Annotated in this window: 21 protein-coding genes; 10 read left to right on the plus strand and 11 right to left on the minus strand. The window is 71.4% G+C overall.

Translation table 11 applies throughout. From position 1 onward, the window contains the following. Window positions 1-2 precede the first annotated feature (2 nt). The 3 genes from ACWEN0_RS08900 (at window position 3) to trmB (ending at window position 2,192) form a co-directional block, all read left to right on the plus strand. Entirely contained in the window at window positions 3-758 is a 756-nt protein-coding gene (locus tag ACWEN0_RS08900; RefSeq protein WP_451971964.1) for a hypothetical protein, read from the plus strand. A 174-nt stretch (window positions 759-932) separates the two neighbouring features. After that, entirely contained in the window at window positions 933-1,484 is a 552-nt protein-coding gene (locus ACWEN0_RS08905; RefSeq protein WP_451971967.1) for a hypothetical protein, read from the plus strand. Window positions 1,485-1,493: 9 nt separating this feature from the next. After that, complete coding sequence (gene trmB, locus ACWEN0_RS08910; RefSeq protein WP_451970569.1) at window positions 1,494-2,192, plus strand: tRNA (guanosine(46)-N7)-methyltransferase TrmB; 699 nt, start codon at window positions 1,494-1,496, stop codon at window positions 2,190-2,192. 91 nt (window positions 2,193-2,283) lie between these two features. Here trmB and ACWEN0_RS08915 read toward each other — a convergent pair whose 3' ends face one another. After that, window positions 2,284-4,536 carry an FtsX-like permease family protein gene (locus tag ACWEN0_RS08915; protein WP_451970572.1) on the minus strand — a complete coding sequence of 751 codons (2,253 nt, stop codon included), beginning with the start codon at window positions 4,534-4,536 and terminating at the stop codon, window positions 2,284-2,286. Further along, window positions 4,533-5,234 (minus strand): ABC transporter ATP-binding protein, encoded by a 702-nt coding sequence (locus ACWEN0_RS08920; protein WP_451970575.1) that lies wholly within the window; start codon window positions 5,232-5,234, stop codon window positions 4,533-4,535. Before ACWEN0_RS08920 ends, ACWEN0_RS08915 begins: the two co-directional genes overlap by 4 nt. 173 nt (window positions 5,235-5,407) lie before the next feature. Here ACWEN0_RS08920 and ACWEN0_RS08925 point away from each other — a divergent pair, with 173 nt between their 5' ends. From ACWEN0_RS08925 to ACWEN0_RS08935, 3 genes are read left to right on the plus strand one after another with little or no spacing between them, the layout of a single operon-like run. Further along, window positions 5,408-7,192, plus strand: a complete 1,785-nt coding sequence (locus ACWEN0_RS08925; RefSeq protein ID WP_451970578.1) for a sensor histidine kinase — start codon at window positions 5,408-5,410, stop codon at window positions 7,190-7,192. Continuing rightward, a complete protein-coding gene (locus ACWEN0_RS08930; RefSeq protein WP_451970581.1) occupies window positions 7,189-7,839 on the plus strand; it encodes a response regulator in 651 nt (216 codons plus the stop codon). The genes ACWEN0_RS08925 and ACWEN0_RS08930 overlap by 4 nt, the downstream gene beginning before the upstream one ends. Before the next feature lie 23 nt (window positions 7,840-7,862). Then, window positions 7,863-9,167, plus strand: a complete 1,305-nt coding sequence (locus tag ACWEN0_RS08935; RefSeq protein WP_451970584.1) for an amidohydrolase family protein — start codon at window positions 7,863-7,865, stop codon at window positions 9,165-9,167. Here ACWEN0_RS08935 and ACWEN0_RS08940 read toward each other — a convergent pair. From ACWEN0_RS08940 to ACWEN0_RS08960, 5 genes are all read right to left on the minus strand, one after another. Continuing rightward, on the minus strand, window positions 9,164-9,841 hold the full coding sequence (locus tag ACWEN0_RS08940) for an SDR family oxidoreductase (RefSeq protein WP_451970586.1): 678 nt from the start codon (window positions 9,839-9,841) through the stop codon (window positions 9,164-9,166). The genes ACWEN0_RS08935 and ACWEN0_RS08940 overlap by 4 nt on opposite strands. Before the next feature lie 13 nt (window positions 9,842-9,854). Further along, window positions 9,855-11,447 carry a DUF7850 domain-containing protein gene (locus tag ACWEN0_RS08945; RefSeq protein WP_451970589.1) on the minus strand — a complete coding sequence of 531 codons (1,593 nt, stop codon included), beginning with the start codon at window positions 11,445-11,447 and terminating at the stop codon, window positions 9,855-9,857. 86 nt (window positions 11,448-11,533) lie between these two features. Next, window positions 11,534-13,579, minus strand: coding sequence for a PhoX family protein (locus ACWEN0_RS08950; RefSeq protein ID WP_451970592.1), 2,046 nt, complete (start codon window positions 13,577-13,579; stop codon window positions 11,534-11,536). A 99-nt stretch (window positions 13,580-13,678) separates the two neighbouring features. Continuing rightward, complete coding sequence (locus ACWEN0_RS08955; protein WP_451970594.1) at window positions 13,679-14,896, minus strand: MFS transporter; 1,218 nt, start codon at window positions 14,894-14,896, stop codon at window positions 13,679-13,681. Further along, complete coding sequence (locus ACWEN0_RS08960; protein WP_451970596.1) at window positions 14,886-15,344, minus strand: MarR family winged helix-turn-helix transcriptional regulator; 459 nt, start codon at window positions 15,342-15,344, stop codon at window positions 14,886-14,888. The genes ACWEN0_RS08955 and ACWEN0_RS08960 overlap by 11 nt, the downstream gene beginning before the upstream one ends. A 66-nt stretch (window positions 15,345-15,410) precedes the next feature. On the opposite strand from ACWEN0_RS08960, the gene ACWEN0_RS08965 reads away from it, so the two are divergent. Next, window positions 15,411-16,049 (plus strand): HAD family hydrolase, encoded by a 639-nt coding sequence (locus tag ACWEN0_RS08965; RefSeq protein ID WP_451970599.1) that lies wholly within the window; start codon window positions 15,411-15,413, stop codon window positions 16,047-16,049. Here the strand turns inward: ACWEN0_RS08965 and ACWEN0_RS08970 are convergent. The 4 genes from ACWEN0_RS08970 to ACWEN0_RS08985 all read right to left on the minus strand — a co-directional run bounded on the left by ACWEN0_RS08970 (window position 16,042) and on the right by ACWEN0_RS08985 (window position 19,061). Next, window positions 16,042-16,740 carry a hypothetical protein gene (locus ACWEN0_RS08970; protein ID WP_451970601.1) on the minus strand — a complete coding sequence of 233 codons (699 nt, stop codon included), beginning with the start codon at window positions 16,738-16,740 and terminating at the stop codon, window positions 16,042-16,044. The two genes, ACWEN0_RS08965 and ACWEN0_RS08970, sit on opposite strands and share 8 nt — an antisense overlap. Further along, window positions 16,737-17,267 carry an RNA polymerase sigma factor gene (locus tag ACWEN0_RS08975; RefSeq protein WP_451970604.1) on the minus strand — a complete coding sequence of 177 codons (531 nt, stop codon included), beginning with the start codon at window positions 17,265-17,267 and terminating at the stop codon, window positions 16,737-16,739. The genes ACWEN0_RS08970 and ACWEN0_RS08975 overlap by 4 nt, the downstream gene beginning before the upstream one ends. Window positions 17,268-17,358: 91 nt before the next feature. Then, entirely contained in the window at window positions 17,359-18,447 is a 1,089-nt protein-coding gene (locus tag ACWEN0_RS08980) for an inositol-3-phosphate synthase (protein WP_451970606.1), read from the minus strand. A gap of 68 nt (window positions 18,448-18,515) precedes the next feature. Beyond that, window positions 18,516-19,061 (minus strand): PadR family transcriptional regulator, encoded by a 546-nt coding sequence (locus ACWEN0_RS08985; protein WP_451970608.1) that lies wholly within the window; start codon window positions 19,059-19,061, stop codon window positions 18,516-18,518. Between the two features lie 246 nt (window positions 19,062-19,307). On the opposite strand from ACWEN0_RS08985, the gene ACWEN0_RS08990 reads away from it, so the two are divergent. From ACWEN0_RS08990 to ACWEN0_RS09000, 3 genes are all read left to right on the plus strand, one after another. Beyond that, entirely contained in the window at window positions 19,308-19,706 is a 399-nt protein-coding gene (locus ACWEN0_RS08990) for a DUF5318 domain-containing protein (RefSeq protein WP_451970611.1), read from the plus strand. Window positions 19,707-20,019: 313 nt separating this feature from the next. After that, window positions 20,020-22,500: a transglycosylase domain-containing protein gene (locus tag ACWEN0_RS08995; RefSeq protein WP_451970613.1), complete on the plus strand. Its 2,481-nt coding sequence runs from the start codon at window positions 20,020-20,022 to the stop codon at window positions 22,498-22,500. 154 nt (window positions 22,501-22,654) lie between these two features. Beyond that, on the plus strand, window positions 22,655-25,054 hold the full coding sequence (locus tag ACWEN0_RS09000) for a transglycosylase domain-containing protein (protein WP_451970616.1): 2,400 nt from the start codon (window positions 22,655-22,657) through the stop codon (window positions 25,052-25,054). Window positions 25,055-25,153: the final 99 nt, after the last annotated feature.

Consider the following 25,153-nt stretch of genomic DNA (forward strand, 5'->3'; position numbering starts at 1 on the left):
CCATGACGGCGAACCTGCTGCGCGCCGAGCGCATCAAGCTGTTCAGCACCCGCGCGCCGTGGTGGTGCCTGGCGATCGCGGTCGTCGCACCGCTCGGCTTCACCGCGTTGTTCTTCGCGCTGGCCGGACCGGAGATCCCGCCGACGGTCGGCAACACCCAGATCGCGACCGGCAACGGCCGGACCGTGCTGCTCGTCCTCGCCGTGCTCGCGACCGCGTCGGAGTTCAACTGGGGCACGATGCGCCTGACGTTCCAGGCCGTGCCGAGCCGGGTGCCCGCGCTGCTGGCGAAGGCCGTGGTCGTCGCCGCGCTCGGCGCCGCGCTCGGGCTGGTCGTCGGCTTCGGCTCGTGGGGCCTGGCGGCGCTGGTGAAGCCGGACGCCGACCTCGCGCTGAACTCGGCCGCGGACTGGCGCTCGGTGCTCGGGCAGAGCCTGGTCTTCCTGCTCACCGGGGTCGTCGGGGTCGGCGTCGCGCTCCTGCTGCGCAGTGTCGCGTTCGCCCTGACGGTGGTGCTGGTGTGGACGCAGGTGCTCGAAGGCCTGGTGATCTTCATCCCGGGCGCCGGCAAGCACATCTACCAGTGGATGCCGTTCCACGCGGCCGACGAGTTCGTCGGCGCCGGCGGGTTCGCGGCGGGCCCGCTGCAGCTGCCGTCGGCGGCGCTCGGCCCGTGGGGCTACCTCGGCTACTTCGCCGCGATCAGCGTTGCCCTGTTCGTGGCCGGCGTGCTCGTCACGGCGCGGCGCGACGCCTGAGCGTAACGGCTCGCACGGAGCTCAAAAAATTCTTGTTAAGAAGAGATGAAATGGCTGTGGCTTCTCTCACAGGCACCGGACATACTGCTATGACCAGGCAATATTCGTAAGTGAGCACCGGAACCGTCTGCGCTCCACTGGAGGTGATCCTTGACGGTGAACACCGGGCAAGAATTGGGCGGCACCATTCCCCGCGCTCGCGTCGAAGACGACGCTCCCCGGCTCGAACCCATGCTGGACCTCGAATGGTCGCGGGCGATCGAGCTCCCGCAGGCCGCGCTGGAGGCGACGACGCCCGCGGAGCTTCGGCGCGCGTGGGTGCACCGCGCGCCCGAAGACAGCGTCCTGGCCCTGTTCCGCGCCTCGGCCGGGATGGCGGGGCCGATGCCGGCGCCGTGGTGGCTGCGGGCGGTCGCCGACGGCACCCTCGATTCCCGGGAACAGGGTTTCCGCGTCGAAGACCGCATCGCACAACTGCTCGGCCGGCGGCCGGGCTGGGAATTCGTGCCGTGGGCCGCGGACGGTGAATCCGGCTACTGGGAGTTCATGCCGTCCGAACGCGGGAAATCGGGCCACGCGATTCCCACGACCGTGATGAACACCGACCGGCACCCCGGCTGGATCGACGTCCTGCCCGCGCACAGCGGCCCGACGCCGGACCCGATCGCGATCGCCGGGCTGGCCGGCCTGCGGTCTCGTCTCGGGGAGCTCGAAGCGGTTCGTTAGCCTCGGTGGGTGGAGAACCAGGACCAACCCCGCCTGCGCAGCGTCGTCAGCTACGTGAAGCGCGGCGGCCGGATGACCGTCGGGCAGCAACGCGCGTGGGACGAGCTGTGGCCGAAACTCGGCCGCACGGTCGGTGAGCTGCCCGAAGGAACGCTGGACTTCACCGACTGGTTCGGCCGCGAGGCGCCGGTGATGCTGGAGATCGGCTCCGGCATGGGCGAGACGACGTCGCAGCTGGCCGCCGCGGCCCCGGAGCTGAACTACGTCGCCGCCGAGGTCTACGACCCCGGCCTCGGGCAGCTGATGCTGCGCGCCGAAAAACTCGGCGTCGAGAACCTGCGGCTGCTGCACGGCGACGCCGTCGTGCTGCTGACCGAGCACGTCGAGCCGGGCACGCTGCACGGCGTCCGGCTGTTCTTCCCGGACCCGTGGCCGAAGAAGAAGCACCACAAGCGGCGGATCGTGTCGCCGTCGTTCGCCGCGCTCGTGGCGTCGCGGCTCGCGCCGGGCGGCACCTTCCACATGGCGACCGACTGGGAGAACTACGCCGAGCAGATGATGGACGTCTGCTCCGCCGAACCCGCGCTGCGCAACCGCTACGACGGCTGGGCGCCGCGGCCGGAGTGGCGGCCGGTGACCAAGTTCGAGCAGCGCGCCGACGTCGAAGGCCGCGTCTCCCACGACCTCATCTTCGAAAAGCGGTCGTGAGTGGTCAGGGCGGTTGGAACCGTCCTGACCACTCACGACCTCCCTCTGTACCCCCGGTGCTCGCCCTCCCCCCGACAGGAGGGCGAACGTCCTATTCGTCGGCCAGCGGCTCCGCCTGGACCCGCTTGAGCGCGGGCGTGCAGACCGACGCGCCGAGCAGGGCCACCCCGACCCCGAGCACGACCGGCGCCAGGATCCACGGGCTGAGCACGATGCCCCGCTCGTCGACCATGCTGAACAACCCAACGCCGACCAGTACCCCGACGATTCCCGCGCCGATGGTGGCGACCAGCGCGGGCAGCGCGGCCTCCATCCGCAGCGCCCGCGACAGCACCCGCACCGGCGTGCCGGCCGCCATCAGCGCCCCGAACGTCCGGCGGCGGTCCATCACCGAGCCCGCGGTCGCGACCGCGGCGCTGCAGCCGGCCAGGACACCCGCCGCGACCAGCCCGATCACCGTGACGCGGCGCAGGTCGCCGAGCTCGGTCTGCTGGTTGAACAGGTACTGGTCCCGGCTGCCGATCTCCTCACCGGCGGCCGGGCCGGCCAGCGCCGTCCGGACGGTCTCGCGGTTCGCGTCGGTCGTCGGCGCGACCACGGTGACGTACTTCGGGGCGAAGCCGTCCGGCAACGCGGCCGGGTCGATGATCGACGTGGTGGTGAGATCCGGGTCGCTGGGCCGGACGGCCTCCGCCCTGGTCCCCGACCTGACCGGCGCGGCCTGCCCTTCCCAGGTGTCGGTGACCTTGAACTGCGCCAGGTCGAGCGCCGTTTCGCCGAACACGGCCGGACCGCCCGTGCAGTTCTCCGCGGTGAGGCCGAACCGGGTCAGCTGCACCGCGTCCGCACAGCTCATGACCAGTGCGCGGTGGCCATTGCGGTTGTTCCCCTCGCCCTGGACGAGATAGACCTCGCCGACCGCGACAGCCTTCTCGGACTGTCCGTACTTCCGCAGGGACGCGTTGGCCTGGTCGACGATCTTGCCGGCGTGCTGGTTGTCGGTGTCGACGTAGAGCGCCGAGTCGACGAAGGACCGCCCGCCGCCGGCCATCGACTCGAACGTCGGCAGCAGCGTCAGCGCCATCGACCCGGCGAACACCGCGAGCACGATCCCGGCCGAGGCGCGGTAGGCGCCCTTCGGGTCGTCACGCAGGCGGCGCCCGGCGAGCAGCCCGGACGGCCGCCTCCAGACCCGGACGAACGTGCCGCCCACCGCCGACGTCACCCACGGCCCGACGATCGCGGCCGAGCCGACCAGCAGGAACAGGCCCGCCATGACCATCGTGATGCCGCCGGAGTCCTTGGCCGTCGTCACCGCGACGAGGAAGAACAGCCCGGCCGCGGGCAGAGCCAGCAACCGCCACCAGCGCAACGGCTTCTTCGTGTGGCCGCCCGTCGCGAACAGCGGGTTCTTGAGCACGCGGCGCAGGCCGAGGACACCGGCCAGGACCACGAGCACCGGGATGGCCAGCGCGATGAACACCGTCAGGCCGATCGGCAGCGTGAAGTCGGACGCGAGCCAGGTGCCACCGGCCCAGGGCACGAACGACGCGAGGCCGTGCAGGGCCGGGCTGATCAGCAGGCCGAGCGCCGCGCCGAGACCCGCCGACAACGTCGTCTCGGCGGCCACCATGTTCGTGACCTGCCCCGGCGTCGCCCCGGCCAGCCGGAGCGCGGCCAGCCGCCGCTCGCGCCGGGCCGCGGTCAGCCGGGCCGAGGAGGCGACCAGCACCAGGCTCGGCACCAGCAGCACGATGATCCCGACCCAGGACAGCAGCATGAGCAGGCCGTCCGGGCTCGCCTTCCCGCTGGGGAAGCCCGCGATCGGGTCGGCGCGCACCGGCATCGCGTCCGGTGCGTGGCCGACGAGCGCGACGAGCTGCTCCGGGAAGCGGAGGCCGTCCTCCCCGAGCGCGCCGACGGGCTTGCCGAACCGGTCGCCGAGCTGGTCGGCCGGGTGGCCCTGCAGCAGCCGGCCGAGCGCCGGCGAAACGACGGTCTCCCCCGGCCCGGGCAGCTGCGGCACCCCCGCCGGCAGCTTGACCGACCCGGGGGTGGCGCCGCCGGTCAGCGCGACGTCGACCCGCATGATCTGCTTCCCGTCGAAGTAGTCCTTCGACGAGCTGTAGAGGATCTTGGCCGGGCCGGCCCCGGCGAGGGCGCTGTAGAAGTGCTCGCCCTGCCAGAGGGCGCGCTGCTCGCGGTTCTGCGTGGCGAACGGCAGCGTCGCCAGCAGCAGCACCAGCCCGGTCGCGACGGCCACCCCGACCGCGGTGAGGATCGCCGACGTCCGGGTCCGCCGGTCGACCCGCAGCACCCGCAGGGCGATCTGGAGGGAGTTCACGCCGCCAGCCTCGTCGCGATCAGGCCGTCGCGGATCGCGACGGTCTTCGGCATCGACTCGGCCAGCTCGCGGTCGTGCGTCACGACCAGCACCGCGGCGCCCGTCTCGTGGGCGGCGCCGAGCAGGGCGTCCATGGTCTCGCGGCCGGTGCGCGTGTCGAGCGCGCCGGTCGGCTCGTCGGCGAAGATCACCTTCGGCCGGTGGGTCAGGGCCCGCGCGATCGCGACGCGCTGGGCCTCGCCGCCGGACAGCTCGCCGGGACGGCGGCGTTCCTTGCCGGCCAGGCCGAGGCGCGAAAGCCACTGGCGGCCGGCCTCGACGGCTTCCTTGCGGCCGAGCCCGGCCAGCAGCGAGGGCAGCGCGACGTTCTCTTCCGCGGTCAGCTCGGCGACCAGCATCCCCGACTGGAAGACGAACCCGAACTCGGTGCGGCGCAGCTCGCTGCGCTTCTTCTCGCCGAGGTGGTCGATCCGCTGGCCGGACAGGAAGATCTGCCCGTCGTCGGCCCGGAGGATCCCGGCCAGGACGTGCAGCAGCGACGTCTTGCCCGAGCCGGACGGCCCGACGATGGCGACGGCGTCCCCCGGCTGGATGTCGATGTCGATGCCGGCCAGGGCGTACTGCGCGCCGTAGCGCTTCACGAGCCCACGGCCGGACAGCACCGGCCCATTCGTCCACTGTGGAGTGTTCGGGTCCACGAGGTTCTCCCTGTCGGTTCGGATCTTGATGCCGACGAGCTTCGCGGAGAGCCGGGGGTGTCCACTTCGGGCAGACGGCCAGTCACGCCCGGGGCGACATCGGCCGATCGGCCGAGGCAGCGCGGGCCACACGGCCAAGGTGCGAACCGGGCCGGATCCTCTAACGTCACGTTGTGACCGCCGCGCCCCCGCCGAAAACGCTCTACAGCCGCGCCGCCGCCCTGGTGCGGCGCATCGGCGTGCCCACGGCCGTCCTGCTCGCCGCCCTGCTCTTCGACGTCGCCTTCACGACCCAGGCCGCGCTCGACGACAACGGCCCGCGGTTCGTGGACTTCGGGCTGCTCCCGGGCATGCTCGCGATGGTGGCCTGCGCCGTGTGGGCGCAGAAGCGCGCCGCCGTCGCCGGCACGGTCGGCGCGGGCGTGCTGGTGTTCTCCACCCTCTTCATCCACGCGTTCCACATCCCGCCGTACTCCAGCGTGCTGCCGAAGGTGACCATCTCCGAGGTCGTCGCGGGCGTGCTGATGGTCTACTACGTGGCCCGCCGGGCCCGCGCGGGCGTGGCGTTCTGCGTGGTCAGCGTCCTGGTCGTCGGGGGACTGGTCGCGGTCTTCGGCCGGTACGCGAGCGTCCGCGAGATCGACGGCACCATCGGCACCCAGGCGCTGCTGGTCGGGGTCGTGCTGCTGGCCGGCGCGCTGACGCCGGCGATCGCGACCCGGGACCGGAGCCCGCGGTCGGACCCGAGCAAGCGGCGGCTGCGCAAGCTGAACGAGCTGGCCATGGGCCAGTGGGTGCTGATGGGCGTGCTCGCCGTCGGGCTGCTCATCGAGTTCGGCTACACCTACGACAGCGGCGCGCGCGGGTTCCCGGTGCTGTTCTGCTCGGTCCTCGCCGCCGTCGTCGCGGCGCTGTCGCCGCGCCGGCCCGCGGACGCGCTGCTCGGCCTCGCCGGTGTGCTGCTGCTGTCCGCGGTCATCACGCCGTTCCTGCACCTGCGCAGCGCTTACCCGATGCCGTCCGGGGTGCCGTTCGTGCAGGTCGCCGCCGGGATGGGCGCGGTGATCAACCTGACGAGGGCCCGCGGGCTGAGCGAGTCCTGGCCGCGGATCGGCGTGCTGTCGGCGGTCGTCGCGCTCGCGGCGATCGTCAACTCGCGGTACAACGGCCTGCAGACCGACCCCCGCGCCCTCGCCCCCTTGGCCTTCGGCGCGACGCTCCTGCTCGGCATCGCGATCGCCGTCGGCCTGATGCTGCGCTCGCGGGACTCCGAGCGCACCACGGTCGTCCAGTCGGCGGTGGCCGACGCGCAGACCGCCGAGCGGATGGCGCTGGCCCGCGAGCTGCACGACGTCGTCGCCCACCACGTGACCGGGATCGTCGTGCAGGCCCAGGCCGCGCGGATGATGGCCGAGCGGAAGCCGGAGGTCGCGGTCGAGGCGATGGCTCGGATCGAGAACGCCGGCGTCGAGGCGCTCGCGGCGATGCGGCGGCTGGTCCGCTCGATGCGCGGCGACGCGCCGGCCGGGTCGAGCGAGTTCAGCGAGCAGGCCACCACCGACCTCGGCGCGGACCTGCGGAAGCTCGTCGAAAGCGCCAACCACGGCGTGGCGACGTCGATGCACCTCGAGCTGCCGCCGGACCTGCCGCACGAGGTCGGCCGCTCGGCGCTGCGGCTGGTGCAGGAGTCGCTGACGAACGTCGGCAAGCACGCCGCCGACGCGACCCACGCGTTCGTCCTGGCCGAGGTCGACGGCGAAGAGCTCCACCTCCGGGTGACCGACGACGGCAGCGAGCCGACGCGGCGGCCGGCCGGCGGATCGGGCGGCTACGGTCTGATCGGCATGCGCGAACGCGTCGCGCTGCTCAAGGGACGGCTGTCGGCCGGGCGCGGCCCGGACGGCGGCTGGCGGGTCGAAGCGTGGCTGCCGCTGGCCGCCGGGGAAGGGGACGAGTGATCCGGGTACTGATCGCCGACGACCAGGAGATGGTGCGGATGGGCTTCCGCATGATCCTGGACGCGCAGGACGACATCGAGGTCGTCGCCGACGTCGCGGACGGCGTCTCGGCGGTCTCGAAGGCCCGCGAGCTGCGCCCGGACGTCTGCCTGCTCGACATCCGCATGCCGGGCCTCGACGGCCTCGAGGTCACCCGGCAGCTGGCCGGGCCGGACGTCGCCGACCCCCTGAAGGTGGTCGTGGTCACCACGTTCGACCTCGACGAGTACGTGCACACGGCGCTGCGCAACGGCGCGCACGGCTTCCTGCTGAAGGACGCGGGCCCGGCGCTGCTGATCGAAGCGGTCCGCGCGGCCGACCGCGGCGACGCGCTGGTGTCGCCGCAGATCACCATCCGGCTGCTCAAGCACTTCGACGGTGGCGCCACGCGGTCGCAGGCGGCACCGCCGTCGGAGCCGCTGACCGCCCGGGAGATGGACGTTGTCCAGGCGGCCGCGCGGGGTTTGACGAACACCGAGATCGGCGCGGAGCTGTTCCTCTCGCTGTCGACGGTGAAGACGCACCTGGCGTCCGTGCAGGGGAAGATCGGCGCGCGCAACCGCGTGGAGATCGCCGCGTGGGCGTGGCGGAGTGGAGTCGTCTCGTAATCGAGGGTGCGTAGTATCCAGAGATGCAACGCCGTTTCCACGCCCCTGTCGTTCTCCCGGCCGACCCGTCCTGTTCGCTCCTGCGTGACGCGGTCGTCGATGTCGACGCCGATGGGCGCATTTCCTTCTGCGGACCGGCGGCCACCGCCCCCGAGTCCGCCGCACCGGTCACCACCCTGACCGGCATCCTGCTCCCCGGCCTGGTCAACACGCACGCGCACAGCCCGATGACGCTGCTGCGCGGCATGGGCGGCGACCTGCCGCTGCTGCCCTGGCTCAACGAGATCATCTGGCCCGCCGAAGCGAAGCTGCGGCCCGAAGACGTCCGCACCGGCATGCTGCTGGGCTCGGTCGAGATGCTGCGCCACGGCGTCACGACCAGCGCCGAGATGTACTTCGAAGGCGAGCAGCTGGTCGACGCGGTGCTCACGACCGGCGGCCGCGTGCTGGTCGCGCCGCCGGTGATGGAGCTGCCCGGCCTGGACTGGCGGGCCCAGCTGGCCGCGATCGAGCGCTGGATCGACGCCGACGGCCTGCGCTTCGGCCCGGGCGACCGCATCGAGCTGGGCTACGGCCCGCACTCGGCGTACATGCTGTCCGAAGAGGCGCTGCGGGCGACGGCGGAGTCGGCCCGGTCGCGGGGCGCGCTGATCCAGATCCACGTCGCCGAGGCGGCCGCGGAAGACCTCGCCGTGCGCGAGGCGCACGGTTCGGTGCCCGCGTTGCTGAAGAAGCTCGGCATGCTGGACGGCCGGGTGCTGGCCGCGCACGCGATCCACCTGTCGGACGAGGACATCGCGCTGTTCGCGCAGCACGGCGTCGGCATGGCGCACTGCCCCGGCTCGAACGCGAAGCTGGCTTCGGGCATCGCGCGGATCAGGGACCTGCGCGCCGCCGGGGTCCACGTCGGCCTCGGCACCGACGGCCCGGCCTCCAACGACGACATCGACCTGTGGGAAGAGCTGCAGCTCACGGCGATGTTCGCGCGTCTGGCGACGGGCGACTCGACGGTCCTGACCGCGGCGGACGTCTTCCTGCTGGCGACCCGCGGCGGCGCGGCGGCACTGGGCCGCGACGACATCGGCGCGCTGGAGCCGGGCCGCTGGGCCGACCTGGTGCACGTCGACCTGGACGACCCGGCGTTCGCGTGCGGCATCGACGTCCCCGACGTCCAGCTGCTGTCGAACCTCGTCTGGGCGGCGGGCTCCCGGCGGGTCCGCGACGTGTGGGTCGCGGGCGAGCAGGTGGTCGCCGACGGCGAGTCGACGCAGGTCGACCGCGCGAAGGTCCAGGCCGGCGTGGCCGAGACCGCCGTGCGGCTGCGTTAGTTCGGCTTCAGGATCAGTTCGGTCAGGTGGGCGTCCGGGGTGGCTGACACCGCGGTCAGCACCGCGGTCGCCACCGAGTCCGCCCGCAGCAGGTGGGACGTGTCGTAGTCACGGCCTTCGCCCTTGAAGATCTCCTGCTGCATCTCGGTGTCCGTGCGGCCGGGGTAGACCGACGTCACGCGCAGGCCGGGCTCCTCCTCGCGCAGGGCGTCGGCGAAGGCGCGGACGGCGAACTTGCTCGCCGCGTAGGGGGACCAGCCCGGGCGGGCGGCGCGGCCGGCGCCGGAGTTGATCACGACGACGTGGCCGCGGGCGGTGCGCAGCGCGGGCAGCAGCAGCCGGGTCAGCTCGACCACGGCCAGGGTGTTGACCTCGAAGTTGTCGCGCCAGGCCTGGGCGGACGCGTCCTCGATGCGGCCCAGCTTCGCGACCCCGGCGGAGTGGACGAGGACGTCCAGGGACTCGATGCCCGCCGCGGCCTCGGCGAGCGACGCGGGGTCGGTCAGGTCGACGGGCCACACCTTTGCGCCCGGAAGCTCCTTCGCCACGGCGGCCAGGGCGTCCGCGTCCCGGCCGCCGAGGAGGAGGCGGTGCGTCGGGGCCAGCTGGTGCGCGACCGCCGCGCCGATGCCGCGGGAGGCGCCGGTCACGAGGGCGAGGGGAAGATCCGTCATGGGACCACCGTAACTACGCGAAGCCGACGTCCACAGTGCGGTCGTCGCGGTTGCCGGGGCCGAGCTGACGCGGGTCCGCACACCCGGTCGCCGGGTCCGCGTCCGAGTCCTTCGCGTCGTCCCCCGCGTCCTTGGTGGTCGGGTGCTTGCCATCGGCCGTGAAGCAGAGCCGGTAGCTGCCGTCTTCCAGGCCGGTGAAGGCGTAGGCGCCGTCCGGGCCGGTGACCACGCTCGTGCCGTTGTCCAGGGCCACCTTCACCCCGGCCAGGCCCGGCTCGCCCGGGTCCTGCAGGCCGTTGCCGTTCGTGTCCGACCAGGCGAAGTCGCCGATCCGGTTCGTCGGCGGGGCCAGGCCGAGGTCCACCGTGAAGTCCTCGCGGTTCGGCCCGCCCAGCGTGCGCGGGTCGGTGCAGCCGTCGGGGTCCGCGTCGGAGTCGCGGTCGTCGGCCGCCGCGTCCTTGCGGGTCACCGTGAAGTCCGCCGGGACCGCGAAACAGACCTGGTAGGTGCCGTCCTTCAGCTTCTCGAAGCCGTACTTCCCGCCGGCGTCCGTGGTCGCGGTGCCGACCGTGCCGCCCGCGCCGTCCTTCAGGGTCACCTTGACGCCGGCGACGCCGGGCTCGTCCGGGTCCTGGATGCCGTCGCGGTTGCGGTCGTTCCAGACGAAGTCGCCGAGCTTCGCGATCGCGGGCGGCGGCACGACGGTGATCGTCGCCGACGCCGTCTTGTCGCCCAGCGTGCCGCCCGGGTAGTGCACGCCGGTGACCTTCGCCGTGTTGACGTGCCCGGTGTCGGCGACCGTGAGGTTCGGGTGGTCGCAGGTCAGCTGCCTGTTCTCGCCCGCGGCCAGCGCGAACGGCTCGAACGACCCGCTGCACCACGGGTCCTGCACCGCGATCCCGGTGAGGTCCTGCGAACCCTCGTTCGTCACCGTGACGCGGTAGTGCGCGGTCTCGCCCGCCGTCACCGTCGCGAACGGGCCCCACGCGCCGGTCGCCGGGTTCTGCACTTCCTTCTTCACCGAGTACGCGGCCAGCTGGAGGCCGACGCAGTCCCAGCGCAGCCGCTCGGAGCTGGTCGTGGCGAAGAACTTCACGCTCGCGGCCTTCGCCGGAGCGGTCGCCGCCGGGAAGTCCTGCTTCGCCAGGTGCCCGTCACTCGCGTCGTGGTCGGCGACCAGCTTGGTCTCCTGCAGCTGGGCGCCGTTGACGTCGAAGAAGCGCAGGCCCGTCGCGGGTCCGGCGCCCGGCGCGTACGAGCCGGTCGACACGCTGAGCGTGTAGACGCCGCCGGGGACGAACTTCTCGGTCTGGGTGGCGGTGCTGGCCTTGCCGTCCGGCGTCTGGATCACCGCCGACCGCTGCCCGTCCACGGCGAACGCCTGCTCGGTCAGCAGCTTCGGCTGCTTGGCCGGGGGCGTGCCGGGCGGCACGGGCGCGGCCGGGGTGAAGACGTAGCCGTCCGGAGCGCCGTTGGCCGTCGTCTGCTCGACGCTCGGGTTGCCCGCGACGCCGCCGCACCCGGGCGCCGGGTCCGCGGTCGCCGTGGGGACCACGACCGCCGAAGCCGCCACCGCCAGTGCCATCGCGCGCGCCGAGAAGATCACCCACCGACTATGACGCGAGGCCAGGGCCCGCACCGGCCGAGAACCGTCCACTTAAGAGTGAACCTCGGCGGCGCGGACCCCGGACGTCAGCGTTCGCCGATGCGGCCGAAGGGGCCCTTCTTCCACACCGACACGATCGACGGCCGCGGCTGCGCACTACCGCCGTCGGGCCAGTGCGACGTCGGGTTCGCCGAGCTCGCCGCGTTCTCGCCCGGGTGCTGCACGGCGACGAGCACCAGGTTGTCCGTCACCACCGGGCCGCAGGTCTCGGCGCCGACCGGCACCGAAAGGAACTGCTTGACCTGACCGCGTTCCGGCCCGGTCACCGGCACCGAGAACAGGCCGTCGTTCGCGCCGAGCGCGTTGCCGTCGGTGGCGATCCAGAGGTTGCCGTGCCGGTCGAAGGCCACGTTGTCCGGGCAGGAGATCGGGCTGACCTTGGTCTTGTCGAAGCCGCCGAAGTAGGTGTCGGCCGCGGCCGGGTCGCCGCAGACGAGCAGCAGCCGCCAGGAGAACTTCGTCGACGCCGCGTCGCCGCGGTGCTCCTCCCACTCCAGGACGTGACCGTTCTTGTTGCCCACGCGCGGGTTCGGCTCGTCGACGCCGGCCTTGCCCGCCGCGCCGCGGTCGGTGTTGTTGGTCAGCGCCGCGTAGATCCGGCCGTTGACCGGGTTCGGCTCGATGTCCTCGGGCCGGTCCATCTTCGTGGCGGCGACCTTGTCCGCGGCCTGGCGCGTGAAGACGTACACCTCTTCGGCGGTGAATCCATCCACAAAGGACTTGGTGCCGCTCGCCAGCGGAATCCACTCGCCGGTGCCGTCGAACTCGTGGTCCGCGGGGAGCTTGCCGGTACCGTCGATCTCGGCCGCGGGGCTGTCGCCGGTGAAGCGGCCGACGTACAGCGTGCCTTCGTCGAGCAACGCGGAGTTGTGGCGACGCGCGTGGGCGCTGTTCCCGGGCTTGTACCTGTCCTTCGAGACGAACTTGTAGATGTACTCGAACCGGCTGTCGTCACCGGAGTAGACCGCGACCCGGCCGTCGGCGGTGATCTTGATGTTCGCGGCCTCGTGCTTGAACCGGCCGAGCGCGGTGTGCTTGACCGGCGTCGAGTCCGGGTCGTTCGGGTCGATCTCGACGACCCAGCCGAACCGGTTCGGCTCGTTCGGCTCCTGCGCGACGTCCCAGCGCTCGTCGAACCGCTCCCACTTGCGGGTGCTCGTACCGGTGCCGACCGTGTACCGCTTGAGCCGCGCCGCCACGACCGGGTCGGTGACCTTGTCGGCGTTCGCGAAGTACTGGTCGAAGTTCTCCTCGCCGGAGAGCACGGTGCCCCACGGGGTCACGCCGCCGGAGCAGTTGTTCTGGGTGCCGCGGACCCTGCGCCCGCTCGGGTCGGCCGACGTCTTCAGGAACTTCGAGCCGGCGGCCGGGCCGCGGACCTCGAAGACGGTGTCGAGCGTGATGCGGCGGCCGTACCGGCTCGGCACGACCTCGAGGCCGCCGCGGACCGGGTCGCGGCGGGTCAGCAGCACCGAGAGGCCGTGCGCCGCCCAGGCGATCTTCACCTGCTCCTCGGTCGGGTTCGCCGGGTCGTACTGGCCGGCCGGGAACATGTGGACCTCGGTCGTGTACTCGTGGTTGACCACGAGCAGGTTGGTCAGGCCGAGGGGATCCTGCGGGATCAGGCCGACGAAGTCGTTGTTGTAGCCGAACTGCTTCGCCTGCGCGGCCGCCGTCTGCCGGTCGAAGTCGAACTTCGGCGCGCCCGGGACGACCGCGTCGCCCCAGCGGACGACGACGCGCTGGGCATAGCCGCCGGGGATGCTGACCTGGTCGAGCTTGTTCGGCACGACCGGGTCGAAGTCGGTGCCCGGCACCGGCCGCGGCTTCCGGAGCGGCGCGGCCGCCGCCGTGCCCGAGAGTGCGGCGAACCCACCCGCGGCGGCGGCCATCACGGCACCGGCCTTGAAGACGCGGCGGCGCGAGAGGTCCTTGACGACGTCGCCGAAGTACTCGTTGGCGGACTCGTTCGCCTCGGGGTGGGCGCACGCGTTGCCGCAGCGGTACTCGCAGGTGACCGGGGACCGGCCGCCGGGGTGGGCGGGGAACAGCGGGAGCAGGCGGTCGAGCACAACGCCTCCATGGTGGGAGTTCGGGAACGAACCGAACCTAAGCTCCCAAAACCAGCCAATCCAGACATCCAGGTGAACGTCAGGTGTACTGGTTCGCCGTCAGAACTCCTCGCCGACGAGCACCGCTTCCTGCGGCACCGCGTGCGGGTCCGCCTTCTTCTCCCGCAGCGAAAGCAGGCCGCCGGCGATCACGCACAGCACGGCCGAGGCGACGAACGGCGCCTGCGGCGAGCCGAACCACTCGGCGACGTGCCCGACGAGCGTCGCGGCGACGGCACCCCCGAGCCAGCGGCAGAAGTTGTAGCCCGCGCTCGCGACGGGGCGCGGCGCGTCGCTGATCGACATCGCGGTGCCGGTGAACAGCGTGTTCAGCAGCCCCGAGACCAGGCCGGAGACGATGATCCCGGCGACCAGCACCGGCTTGCTCGGCACGGCCAGCACCAGCATCAGCACGGCGTACCCGAACACGGCGGCCGCGGCGGCGTGCCGCTCGCCGAGCTTGGCGGCCAGTCGCGGCGCCAAGGCGACCCCGGCGACGGCGACGCACAGGCCCCAGCCGCAGAAGATCAGCCCGACGGCGATGGCGTTCCAGCCCAGCACGAACGGCGACCAGGCCAGCACCGCGAAGAACGCGGCGGTGTACAGCGCCGACGCGACGGACGTGCGCAGCAGACCGGTGTGCTTCAGCGCGCGAAGCGGGTCGAGCAGCTTGATCGGCTCGCGCTTCTCGTGCTTGTCGCTCTTCAGGAAGACCGCGCACAGCACGAGCGCGCCCGCCATCAGGACGGCGGTGCCGAGGAACGGGCCGCGCCACGAGATGCTGCCGAGCAGCGCGCCCAGCAGCGGGCCGACCGACAGGCCGACACCCAGGGCGGCTTCGTAGAGCAGGATCGCGCCGCCCTGGCCGCCGGTCGCGGCGCCGACGATCACCGAAAGCGCCGTCGCAATGAAGAAGGCGTTGCCGAGACCCCAGACCGCGCGCAGCCCGACGAGCTGCTCGATCGAGCCGGCGGCCGCGCAGAGGGCGGTGGCCGCGACGATCAGCGTCAGCCCGACGAGCACGGTGCGTTTCGGGCCGAACCTGGCGCTCGCCGCCCCGGTGACCAGCATCGCGATGACCTGGACGCCGAGGTACGACGAGAAGAGCAAGGTGACCTGCGACGGCGTCGCGTCCAGGCCCTTGGCGATGGACAGCAGGATCGGGTCGACCAGGCCGATCCCCATGAAGGCGATGACCGCGGCGAACGCGGTGATCCACACCTGCTTGGGCTGGCCCTTGACGGCGTCCAGCAGGCTCGAGTGGTGCTCAGCGCTCATCGCTGATCAGTTCCTCCTTCTTGGTGTCAACGAGCAACTTGGCGAGAGCCGGAAGGGCGGCTTCGATCGCTGCGCGGTCGGCGTCGTCCATCGCGATCAGTCGCTCGCGGAGGAACTCCTCGCGGGCGGCGACCATCTCGGCGTAGAAGCGACGACCCTCGTCGGTGACGTCCACGAGCACCGCCCGCCGGTCGGCGGGGTCCGGCGCGCGGGTGGCGAGGCCGAGGCGTTCGAGCCGGCTGACGACGTCGGTCATCGACGGCAGCTTGACCCGTTCGAACTCGGCCAGGGCGCTCATCCGCCGCGGCCCGCCGTTGACCAGTTCGCTCAGCACCGAGCCCTGGGTCAGGGTCAGCGTCAGCTGCGGGGTCTGGCGGCGCACCTGGTGGTACAGCCTGAAGACCAGCGGCCGCAGCCGGTGGGCGAGGTCGGCGATCGGGGAAGTCACTTAGCCAGGCTAACAAAATTTAGTAAGGGTAGCTAAGTAATTCGGCTCACAGGTTACGCTCGGGAGATGGACGCGGTGATCTTCGACCTCGACGGCGTACTGGTGGACTCCGAGCGCATCTGGGACGAGGTGCGGCGCGCGGTGGTCGCCGAGCACGGCGGCACGTGGCGTCCGGAAGCGACGCGCGCCCAGCAGGGGATGAGCACCCCGGAATGGGCGCGGTACCTGGTGGAGGAGCTGGGCGCGCAGCTCACGCCACCCGAGATCGCGACGCTGGTGGTCAAGCGGATGGCGGCCCGGTACGCGCAGGAGCCCCCGCTGATCCCGGGCGCGGTGGAGGTCGTCCGGCAGGTGTCGGCACGCCGGCCGGTCGCGATCGCCAGCTCGTCCCCGGTGATCCTGATCAAGGGCTTCCTGGATGTGACGGGCCTGCCGGTGGGCGCGGCGGTGTCGTCCGAGCAGGTCGGAGCCGGGAAGCCGGCCCCGGACGTGTACCTGAAGGCGGCCGAGCTGCTGGGTGTCGCGCCGTCGGGCTGCGCGGCCGTGGAGGACACGACGAACGGGCTCCGGTCGGCTCTGGCGGCGGGGATGGCCGTGTATGCCGTGCCGAACCCGCACTTCCCGCCGGACCCGGAGGTGCTGGGGCAGGCCACAGCGGTGGTCGAGAAGATCACCGACCTGCCGGGGGCACTCGGGTTCAGCTGACCTCGTACCGCACCGGCGGCGAGCCGGGAGACACGTCGGCCACGAACACATCGTACGGATTCGCCGGCCTGCCGACCCACTTGCCCTGGCTCAGATCACCCTTCGCGTCGTAGAGCCGCAGGAGGTTCGACGTGGCGCCGACCAGGTAGACCGCTTTGCCCGGCGGCAGCGGCGCGGCGGCTTCGCCGACATACCCGGCCAGCACGACCTTCCCCTCCGCCGAGGCGAAGGGGACGCACTGCGGCGAAACGCCGTACTGCGAGCCGGCGCGGTCGAACGGCTGGTCCCGGGGGAACGCGGCCACGCAGAACAGCAGGCCGGACTCGCCTCGCCGGTGCGTCGTGAACGCCCAGGCCCGCCAGCGGTCGGTCTGCCCGGCGAACTCCGTGAGCGCCACCGGCGAGCTCATCCCGAGCAGCTCCGCCATCGGCACGTACACCGGCTTGGCGAGCGTCAGCGGCTCACCGGGGTTCGCCGGCGGGGCCGGGGCCCGGTTCACTTGCGTGGCCAGCAACACACTCGTCAGCACCACGAGGACCGCGGCCAGCGGCGCGATCCACACCGTCGCCCGCCGCCGGCGGGGACGGCGCTGCCTGCGCTGCTGCTCGGCCCAGGCCGCGTCCAGGTCGGGCGTGACCTCCCCGGCCTGCTCGCGCAGGGCGTCGGCCAGCTTGCGTTCGAGGTCGGTCATCGCTCACCTCCCGGCTCGTCCCCCAGGTGCTTGCGCAGGTTCTCCATCGCGTGGTGGGTGGTCGCCTTGACCGTGCCCGGCGAAATGCCGAGCGTCTCCGCGATGCCCGCCGTGCTCAGGTCCAGCCAGTAGCGAAGCACCAGAACTTCGCGTTGGCGACGGGACAACTTCCCCAGGACTCCGCGCAGCCGTTCGTGCTCCCAGTTGGCCACCGCTCTGACCTCGGCCGACAGCTCGTCCGGCGGCCGGTCCTGCGGTGTCCGGCGGACCACCCGCAGGTGCCTGGTCCGCGACCGCGACATGTTGACCACGGTCGTCCGGAGGTAGCCGGCGACCCGGGTGTGGTCGGTGAGCGAATCCCAGCGCTGGTGGAGCTTGACGAACGCCTCCTGCGCGACGTTCTCCGCGTCGTCCGCCCCGAGCAGGTGGGCCAGCCGCGTCATCTGGCCGAAGTGCTCCCTGAACAGGTCGTGGAAGGTCGGCGCACCCAGATCCCCCGGCGCGCTTTCGCCCACGCTCGCACTCACGCCCCGCCAACGCGCGCCCCGCCCCACCGGTTTAGTGGACCACGCGGAGAAGGCCGTCACCAGCGGTGACGGCCTTCTCCGGCGACAGGCCCTACCGCTCGACCTCGCCGCGGATGAACTTCTCGACGGCGTCGCGGGCGGTCGCGTCGTCGTACTGCTCCGGCGGCGACTTCATGAAGTAGGAGGACGCCGACAGGATCGGGCCGCCGATGCCGCGGTCCTTCGCGATCTTCGCCGCGCGCACCGCGTCGATGATGATGCCCGCCGAGTTCGGCGAGTCCCACACCTCGAGCTTGTACTCCAGGTTCAGCGGCACGTCACCGAACGCGCGGCCCTCGAGCCGGACGTAGGCCCACTTGCGGTCGTCGAGCCACTGCACGTAGTCCGACGGTCCGATGTGGACGTTGCCCTTGCCGAGCTCGCGGTCGACCTGCGACGTGACGGACTGGGTCTTCGAGATCTTCTTCGACTCGAGCCGCTCCAGCTCCTTCATGTTCAGGAAGTCCATGTTCCCGCCCACGTTGAGCTGCATCGTCCGGTCGAGCTGGACGCCGCGGTCCTCGAACAGCTTCGCCAGCACGCGGTGCGTGATGGTCGCGCCGACCTGGGACTTGATGTCGTCGCCGACGATCGGGACACCGGCGTCTTCGAACTTCTTCGCCCACTCCGGGTCGGAGGCGATGAACACCGGCAGCGCGTTGACGAACGCCACGCCGGCGTCGATCGCGCACTGGGCGTAGAACTTGTCGGCCTCTTCCGAGCCCACCGGCAGGTACGAGACCAGCACGTCGACCTCGGCCTCGCGCAGCGCCGCGACGATGTCGACCGGGGTCTCGTCGGACTCCTCGATCGTCTCGCGGTAGAAGCGGCCGAGCCCGTCGAAGGTGTGGCCGCGCTGGACGGTGACGCCGAGCGGCGGAACGTCGGCGATCTTGATGGTGTTGTTCTCGGAGGCGAAGATCGCCTCGGACAGGTCACGGCTGACCTTCTTGGCGTCCACGTCGAACGCGGCGACGAACTCGATGTCGCGGACGTGGTACCCGCCGAAGTCGACGTGCATCAGACCGGGGACGCGGGTGGCCGGGTCCGCGTCGCGGTAGTACTGGACACCCTGGACCAGCGACGCCGCGCAGTTGCCGACGCCCACGATGGCCACCCGTACGCGGCGGTTCTCGCCCATGGGGGTTTCTCCTTCAATCCGTCTGTTCAGTAGGTCTGGTGCCGCGACGCTGCGGCCCGGCCGCCGGCTCAGGTCTCGGGACCCTGCCGTTCGGCTTGTTCGTGCGCGATCAGCTCGTTGAGCCAGCGCACCTCCCGCTCGCTGGTCTCCAGCCCCAGCCGGTGCAGCTCGCGGGTGTAGCGATCGATCTTCTGCTCGGCCCTGGCCAGCGCCGCCCGCAAGCCCTCGCGGCGTTCCTCGACGCGACGGCGGCGACCCTCGAGGATCCGCATCCGCACGTCGGCCGGGGTCCGCGAGAAGAACGCCAGGTGGACGCCGAAACCCTCGTCGTCCCAGGTCTGCGGCCCGGCGTCGCCGAGCAGCTCGCCGAAGCGCTCCTTGCCCTCCGCGGTGAGCTTGTAGACCCGCCGTCCGCGGCGCGACCACGCGCGGTCGCCGTCCTCGTCCAGCTCTTCGACCAGGTACCCGGCCCGCAGCAGCCGCCGCAGGGTCGGGTACAGCGAGCCGTACGAGAACGTCCGGAACGTGCCGAGCGTCTCGTTCAGCCGCTTGCGCAGCACATACCCGTGCATGGGCGCTTCGTGCAGAAGACCGAGGATCGCGAACTCCAGCACACCGCACCCCCTTCCGGGAACAAACCGAGACGAACCGCGTTGCTCCGAACGATCGCCTCGATCCAACCTACTCAGCCACTATATCGCGCCGATACATCGAAGTGGTGAAGCCAACAGGTGCCGCCCACCCGGGGGTGGGCGAAATTCACCGGAGAGTTATCGAACGTCCGGCGTGTCCGCCCCGGTGGCAGCGGTGCCCGCGCTAGGGGGCGTGGACGACACAGGAAGAGCCCGTAGTCTGTCCTGGTGATTAATCAGCGGCAGGTCGTGGACTACGCGTTGCAGCGCCGTGCGCTGCTCGCCGAAGTCCGCTCCGGGCGCGTCGGCAGCTACGAAGCCTGCGACGCGAGCCCGTACCTGTTGCGGGCGGCGAAGTTCCACGGCCGGGCCGGTGACCGGCCCTGCCCGATCTGCCGCCAGGAACCGCTGACCCTGGTGTCCTGGGTCTACGGTGACGAACTCCAGCACGTCGCGGGCTCGGCGAGGTCCCCCGAAGAGCTGGCCAGGATGGCCGGCCTGTTCGCCGAGTTCACCGTGTACGACGTCGAAGTGTGCCGGGCGTGCCACTGGAACCACCTGGTGCGGTCATACGTCCTTGGCACAGGAGAGCCGGCCGACGGTCCGCGAAGGACCGCAGGCCGGTGAGCTGGATCACAACCGCTGGAGAGCACAGGCCGACGCCTCACCCGGTGCCGGTCTGGGAGGCCCATTCGTGAACGACGACCGCAACCGCTCCTGGCCCGGCCAGGAGCCAGATGCACCTCGCCGTGCCCAAGACCCCGGACCGGCATGGCCCGGCGAGGGTGCCCCTCGCCGTCCACAGCGCGGCACGCCACCCCAGGGCGTCCCCGCCGGCCGTGGCGGCGAGCCCGGCTGGCCGTCCGACGACGAGAGCGGCCCCCAGTGGCCCAGTGAAGAACCGCCTCGGCGACCGCAGCGACCCCGCCAGCAGCAGGGCATGCCGCCGCGCCGGGCCGTCCCGCCGCCCGGCGGCGGACGTCCCCAGCAGGGGCCGCCCGGCTCGCCGCCGCAGGGCTTCCGCCAGCCGGGGGCCGGCCGTCGCCCGGGCCCCCCGCCCGCCGAGCGCGAACCGGACCTCATCACCCACCACGCGCACAACGGCACCGACGACTTCGGCCGCGACCCGTACGACGACGGGTACGAAGACGCCCGGTTCAACGAGTTCGCCGACGATGTCGAGCCCCAGGACGAGCTCGACGAAAACGGCAAGAAGGTCCTCTCGCCGGCGCAGCGCAAGCGGCGCCGCTGGAAGATCATCCGGCGCGTGGCGTACGGCGTCGTCGGGCTGTTCTTCGTCGTCCCCGCGATCGCGTTCGTCATCACCTACTTCCTGGTCGACGTGCCGACGCCGGAGAGCATCAAGGCGCTGCAGAACCAGCCGATCACCTACTTCGACACCAGCGGCCAGATCATCGACCGGGAGCTGCCGCCCGGCGGCGACCGCCAGCTGCTCAAGCCGGGCGAAGTGCCCGACGTCGTCAAGCACGCCGTCTACTCGGCGGAGGACGCGACGTTCGAGACCAACTCGGGCTTCGACGTCACGGGCATCCTGCGCGCGGTCTGGAACCAGGTCACCGGCGGCCAGGGCGGTGGTTCGACCATCTCCCAGCAGTACATCAAGCAGGCGACGCAGAACGACGCCCCGACGCTGACCCGCAAGTGGACCGAGCTGGCCAAGTCGTTCAAGATGAACAACCAGATGTCCAAGGAAGAGATCATCACCTCCTACTTGAACATCGTCTACTTCGGCCGCGGCGCGAACGGCATCCAAGCGGCCGCCAAGGCGTACTTCAACAAGGACGCCAAGGACCTCAACGCTTCCGAGGCCTCTCTGCTGGCCGGCCTGATCCAGGGGCCGGGCCGTTCGGAAAACCAGGAGTACGCCCAGAAGCGGTGGACGTACGTGATGGACCAGATGGTGGCCAACAAGTGGCTGCGCCAGGACGAGCGCGCCACGGCCCAGTACCCGACGCCGATCCCGAAGAACTCCAACAAGGAGCAGGTTTCGGGCAAGCTGAGCTACCAGGTCCAGCAGCGGATCAAGGACGAACTCGCGGCGAAGGGCTACGACGAGAGCAAGCTCTTCTCCACGGGCGCCAAGATCTACACGACGATCGACCCGGCCGCGCAGGCGGCCGCGGACCAGGCCGTCTCGGAAGGCATGAAGGGCCAGACGGACGAGAACCTGCTCAGCGCCCTGGTCGCGGTGGATCCCAAGACGGGCGGGATCCTCGCCTACAACTACGGCCCGGAAATCGTGAAGGACAAGAACGGCAAGGACCAGATCGGCCAGGACCGGGCGAACCAGGCCCGCAACCCCGGTTCGTCCATGAAGCCGTTCGACCTCACCGGGTTCCTCAAGATGGGCGGCGGCCTCGGCGACGTCTTCGACGGCTCCAACAACCGCAAGTTCCCCGGCGTCGCCAAACCGATCCGGAACGCGGGCGAGGACGAAAGCTGCGGCAAGGACTGCACGGTCGCGCGCGCGATGGAGATTTCGGCGAACACCGTGTTCTACGACATGGTGCTGAACAAGGTGAAACCGTCGGGGGTCGTGGCGGCGGCCAAGGAGGCCGGCGTCCGGACGAGCGACAACGGCGGCAACGCGACGCTCTTCGCCGGTGACAACAACATCTCGCTCGGCGGTGGCCGGACGGCGGTGGCGCCGAGGGACATGGCGGCCGCGTACTCGTCGTTCGCCAGCGGCGGCGTCTACCACGAGCAGCACTTCGTCGCGAAGCTGACGAACGCCCAGGACGAGGTCGAGTTCGACGAGAACAACATCAAGACCAACCCGGCGTTCGACAACGACGCGGCCAAGAGCCAGCAGATCGCGGGCAACGTCACCGAGGCGCTGAAGCCGGTCATCTCGCACTCGAACCTGAAGTGCCCGGCCGGCCACGAATGCGCCGGCAAGACCGGTACGCAGCAGTACGCGCCCAAGGATTCCGACCCGCCGTCGTACGGCAACCTCAACGCGCAGACCTGGATGGTCGGCTACACCCCGTCGGTGTCGGCCGCGGTCTGGGTCGGCGGCGACGGCAACCTGCCGCTGCACGACGCGAAGAACAAGCCGATCTACGGTTCCACGATCGCCGGCCCGACGTGGGAGAACTTCCTGAGCCTCTACCTCAAGGGCAAACCGCCGGAGAAGTTCGACAAGGTCGCGCCGCTCGGCAAGGACGTCAACTCGGTGACCACCACGCCGTCGAAGCCGTCGGACACGCCGAGCACGACGACGACCCCGACCAGCCCGGAGTCGTCCGACAGCACCGAGCCGTCGAACACCACGACCGACACGCCGACGAAGACCCGGACCCGGCCCGGGCCGCCGATCACCTCGATCGAACCCGGCGGGTTCGGCAACAACGGCGGCGGTGGCGGAGTCGCCTCCCCACCGGGCTCCGGGCCCGGGTAGCCAGGTCCGCGCGAAGGGCCCCGCACGTGACGTGCGGGGCCCTTCGCCGTTCTCTGCCGGCGACGGCGCTCCGCGCGGAGGTGAACCACGGCGGGCGGCGGTACGTGTGCCTCCCGAGAGGACTGCGTCCGCAGCCCACCGTGGAGGACGGCCCGTGAACAACGACCGCACGTCGCCTGGCCGGCAGCCCGACCCACGTCGCCGCCGCGCGGCTCGCCGGGGCAGCGCGCCCCGCGCCGGGCTGCTCGGCGCCGAGCCGGAGCTGATCACCCACCACGCGCACAACGGGACCGAGCCGGACGACCCGCCGACGGTGCCGATCCTGCGGCCGCGTCCGGGGCAGCCGCCGCGCCGGCCCCGGCCGGCGACCGCGCAGGACCTGCGGAGGCGGCGCTGGCGACGGGTCCGGCGGATCGCGTACGTGGCCGCCGGGCTGTTCTTCCTCGTCCCCGCGGCCGCGTTCCTGATCACCTACTTCGCCGTCGACGTCCCCTCGCCGGAGACGGTCGCGCAGGCGCAGGGCCAGGCCGTCACGTACCTCTACAGCGACGGCACCGAGATGGGCAAGGACGTGCCCACGGGCGGCAACCGGCAGATCCTGGCGGCGAGCCAGATCCCGGACGTCGTCAAGAAGGCCGTGATCGCGACCGAAGACGCGTCGTTCGAGACGAACTCCGGTTTCGACGTCGGCGGCATCCTGCGCGCGGCCTACAACCAGGTCACCGGCGGGTCCGGCGGCGGGTCGACGATCTCCCAGCAGTACATCAAGAACGCGTCCGGCGACGACGACCCGACGCTGACGCGCAAGTGGGTCGAGCTCGCGAAGTCGTTCAAGATGAACCAGACCTACGAGAAGGCGGACATCATCACCGCCTACCTCAACATCATCTACTTCGGCCGCGGCGCCTACGGGATCCAGGCCGCCGCGCAGGCGTACTTCGGCAAGGACGTCGGCCAGCTCGGCTATTCGGAGTCCGCGTTGCTGGCCGGGCTGATCCAGCAGCCAGGCCGGTCGGAGAACACGGCCGTCGCCACGAGCCGGTGGACCACAGCGCTCGACCGGATGCTGAAGAACGGCTACCTGACGCCGGCCCAGCGCGCCGCCGCGAAGTTCCCGACGCCGATCCCGCTGCGGGAGAGCAAGCAGGCCGGGGCGCTGAACCCGTTCATCAAGAAGCAGGTCAAGGCCGAGCTGGCCGCGCAGGGCATCGACGAGAAGCAGTACTACTCCGGCGGGTTCCAGGTGTTCACCACCATCGACCCGCAGGCGCAGCAGTCCGCCGAGAAGGCCGTGTCCGAGGAGATGGCCGGGCAGACCGACAGCCGGATCCTCGACGCGCTGGTGGCGGTCGACCCGAAGACCGGCGGCGTACTCGCCTACTACGGCGGCGACGCGATCGTGAAGGGCCCGAACGGCGAGGACCTGGCCGGGCGCGACTGGGCCGACGAGGCGCACAACCCGGGTTCGTCGATGAAGCCGTTCGACCTGGCCGCGTTCCTCAAGCTCGGCCGAGGTCTCGACGCGCGGTTCGACGGCACCTCGCCGCGCACGTTCCCCGGCGTCGAGCTGCCGGTCCGCAACGCGGGCGACAGCAGCAGCTGCTCGCAGCAGTGCACGGTCGCCGAAGCCATGCAGCGGTCCACGAACACAGTGTTCTACGACATGGTGCTCAACGTGACGAAGCCGTCCGGCGTGGCGGAAGCGGCGCAGGAAGCGGGAATCCGGACCAAGGACAACGGCGGCCGCAGCGCGTTGTTCACCGGCGACAACAACATCTCGATCGGCGGTGGCGGCACCCAGGTGACGCCGGCGGACATGGCCTCGGCGTACGCGACGTTCGCGGCGAACGGCCGCCAGCGCGACCGGCACTTCGTGCAGAAGGTGACCAACGCGAACGGCGAAACCGCGTACCAGGCGAAGGACCAGTCGACCGACGCCTTCGCGGACAACGACCCGGGCAAGAGCGCGCAGATCGCCGGGAACGTCACCGCGGCCCTGGCCCCGGTGATCCAGTTCTCGCGGCTGAGCTGCCCGGCCGGCCACGAATGCGCCGGCAAGACCGGCACCCAGCAGCACACCCCGCAGAACGACGAACCCGCGTCGGCGGCGAACGCGAACTCGCAGACGTGGATGGTCGGCTACACGCCTTCGGTGTCGGCGGCGGTCTGGGTGGGCAGCGACGGTGACAAGGCATTGCGCGGCCCGGGCGGCGCGCCGCTGTTCGGCTCCACCCTGGCCGGGCCGATCTGGGACCGGTTCATGCAGCTCTACCTGTCGGGCAAGCCGGGCGAACGCTTCGACCGCGTGGCCGCGATCAGCTCACCCCAGGACCGGGTGCAGGTCGAGGTCCAGCAGCCGGAGGATCAGCAGCAGCCCGACCCGAGGGGTCCGGGCCGGGGCGACGACCGGCAGCAGCAGCTGGACCAGTTCCGGCAGTTCCAGCAGCGGCTGCAGGAGCTGCAGAACCGCCAGCGCAACCGGAACGGCAACGGCACAGGTAACCGCGGCGGCAACGACACCGGTCAGAGCGGAGTTCCGAACCCCGGCGGCTGATCCGGTCGGCCGAGCGTGGAAGAGGCCGTGACGTCGGCGCTGGGGGACACCGGCGTCACGGCCAGTCTGACGAGGATGCGGCGGGAGATCGAGGACGCC

This window comes from Amycolatopsis sp. NPDC004378 (assembly GCF_053602455.1).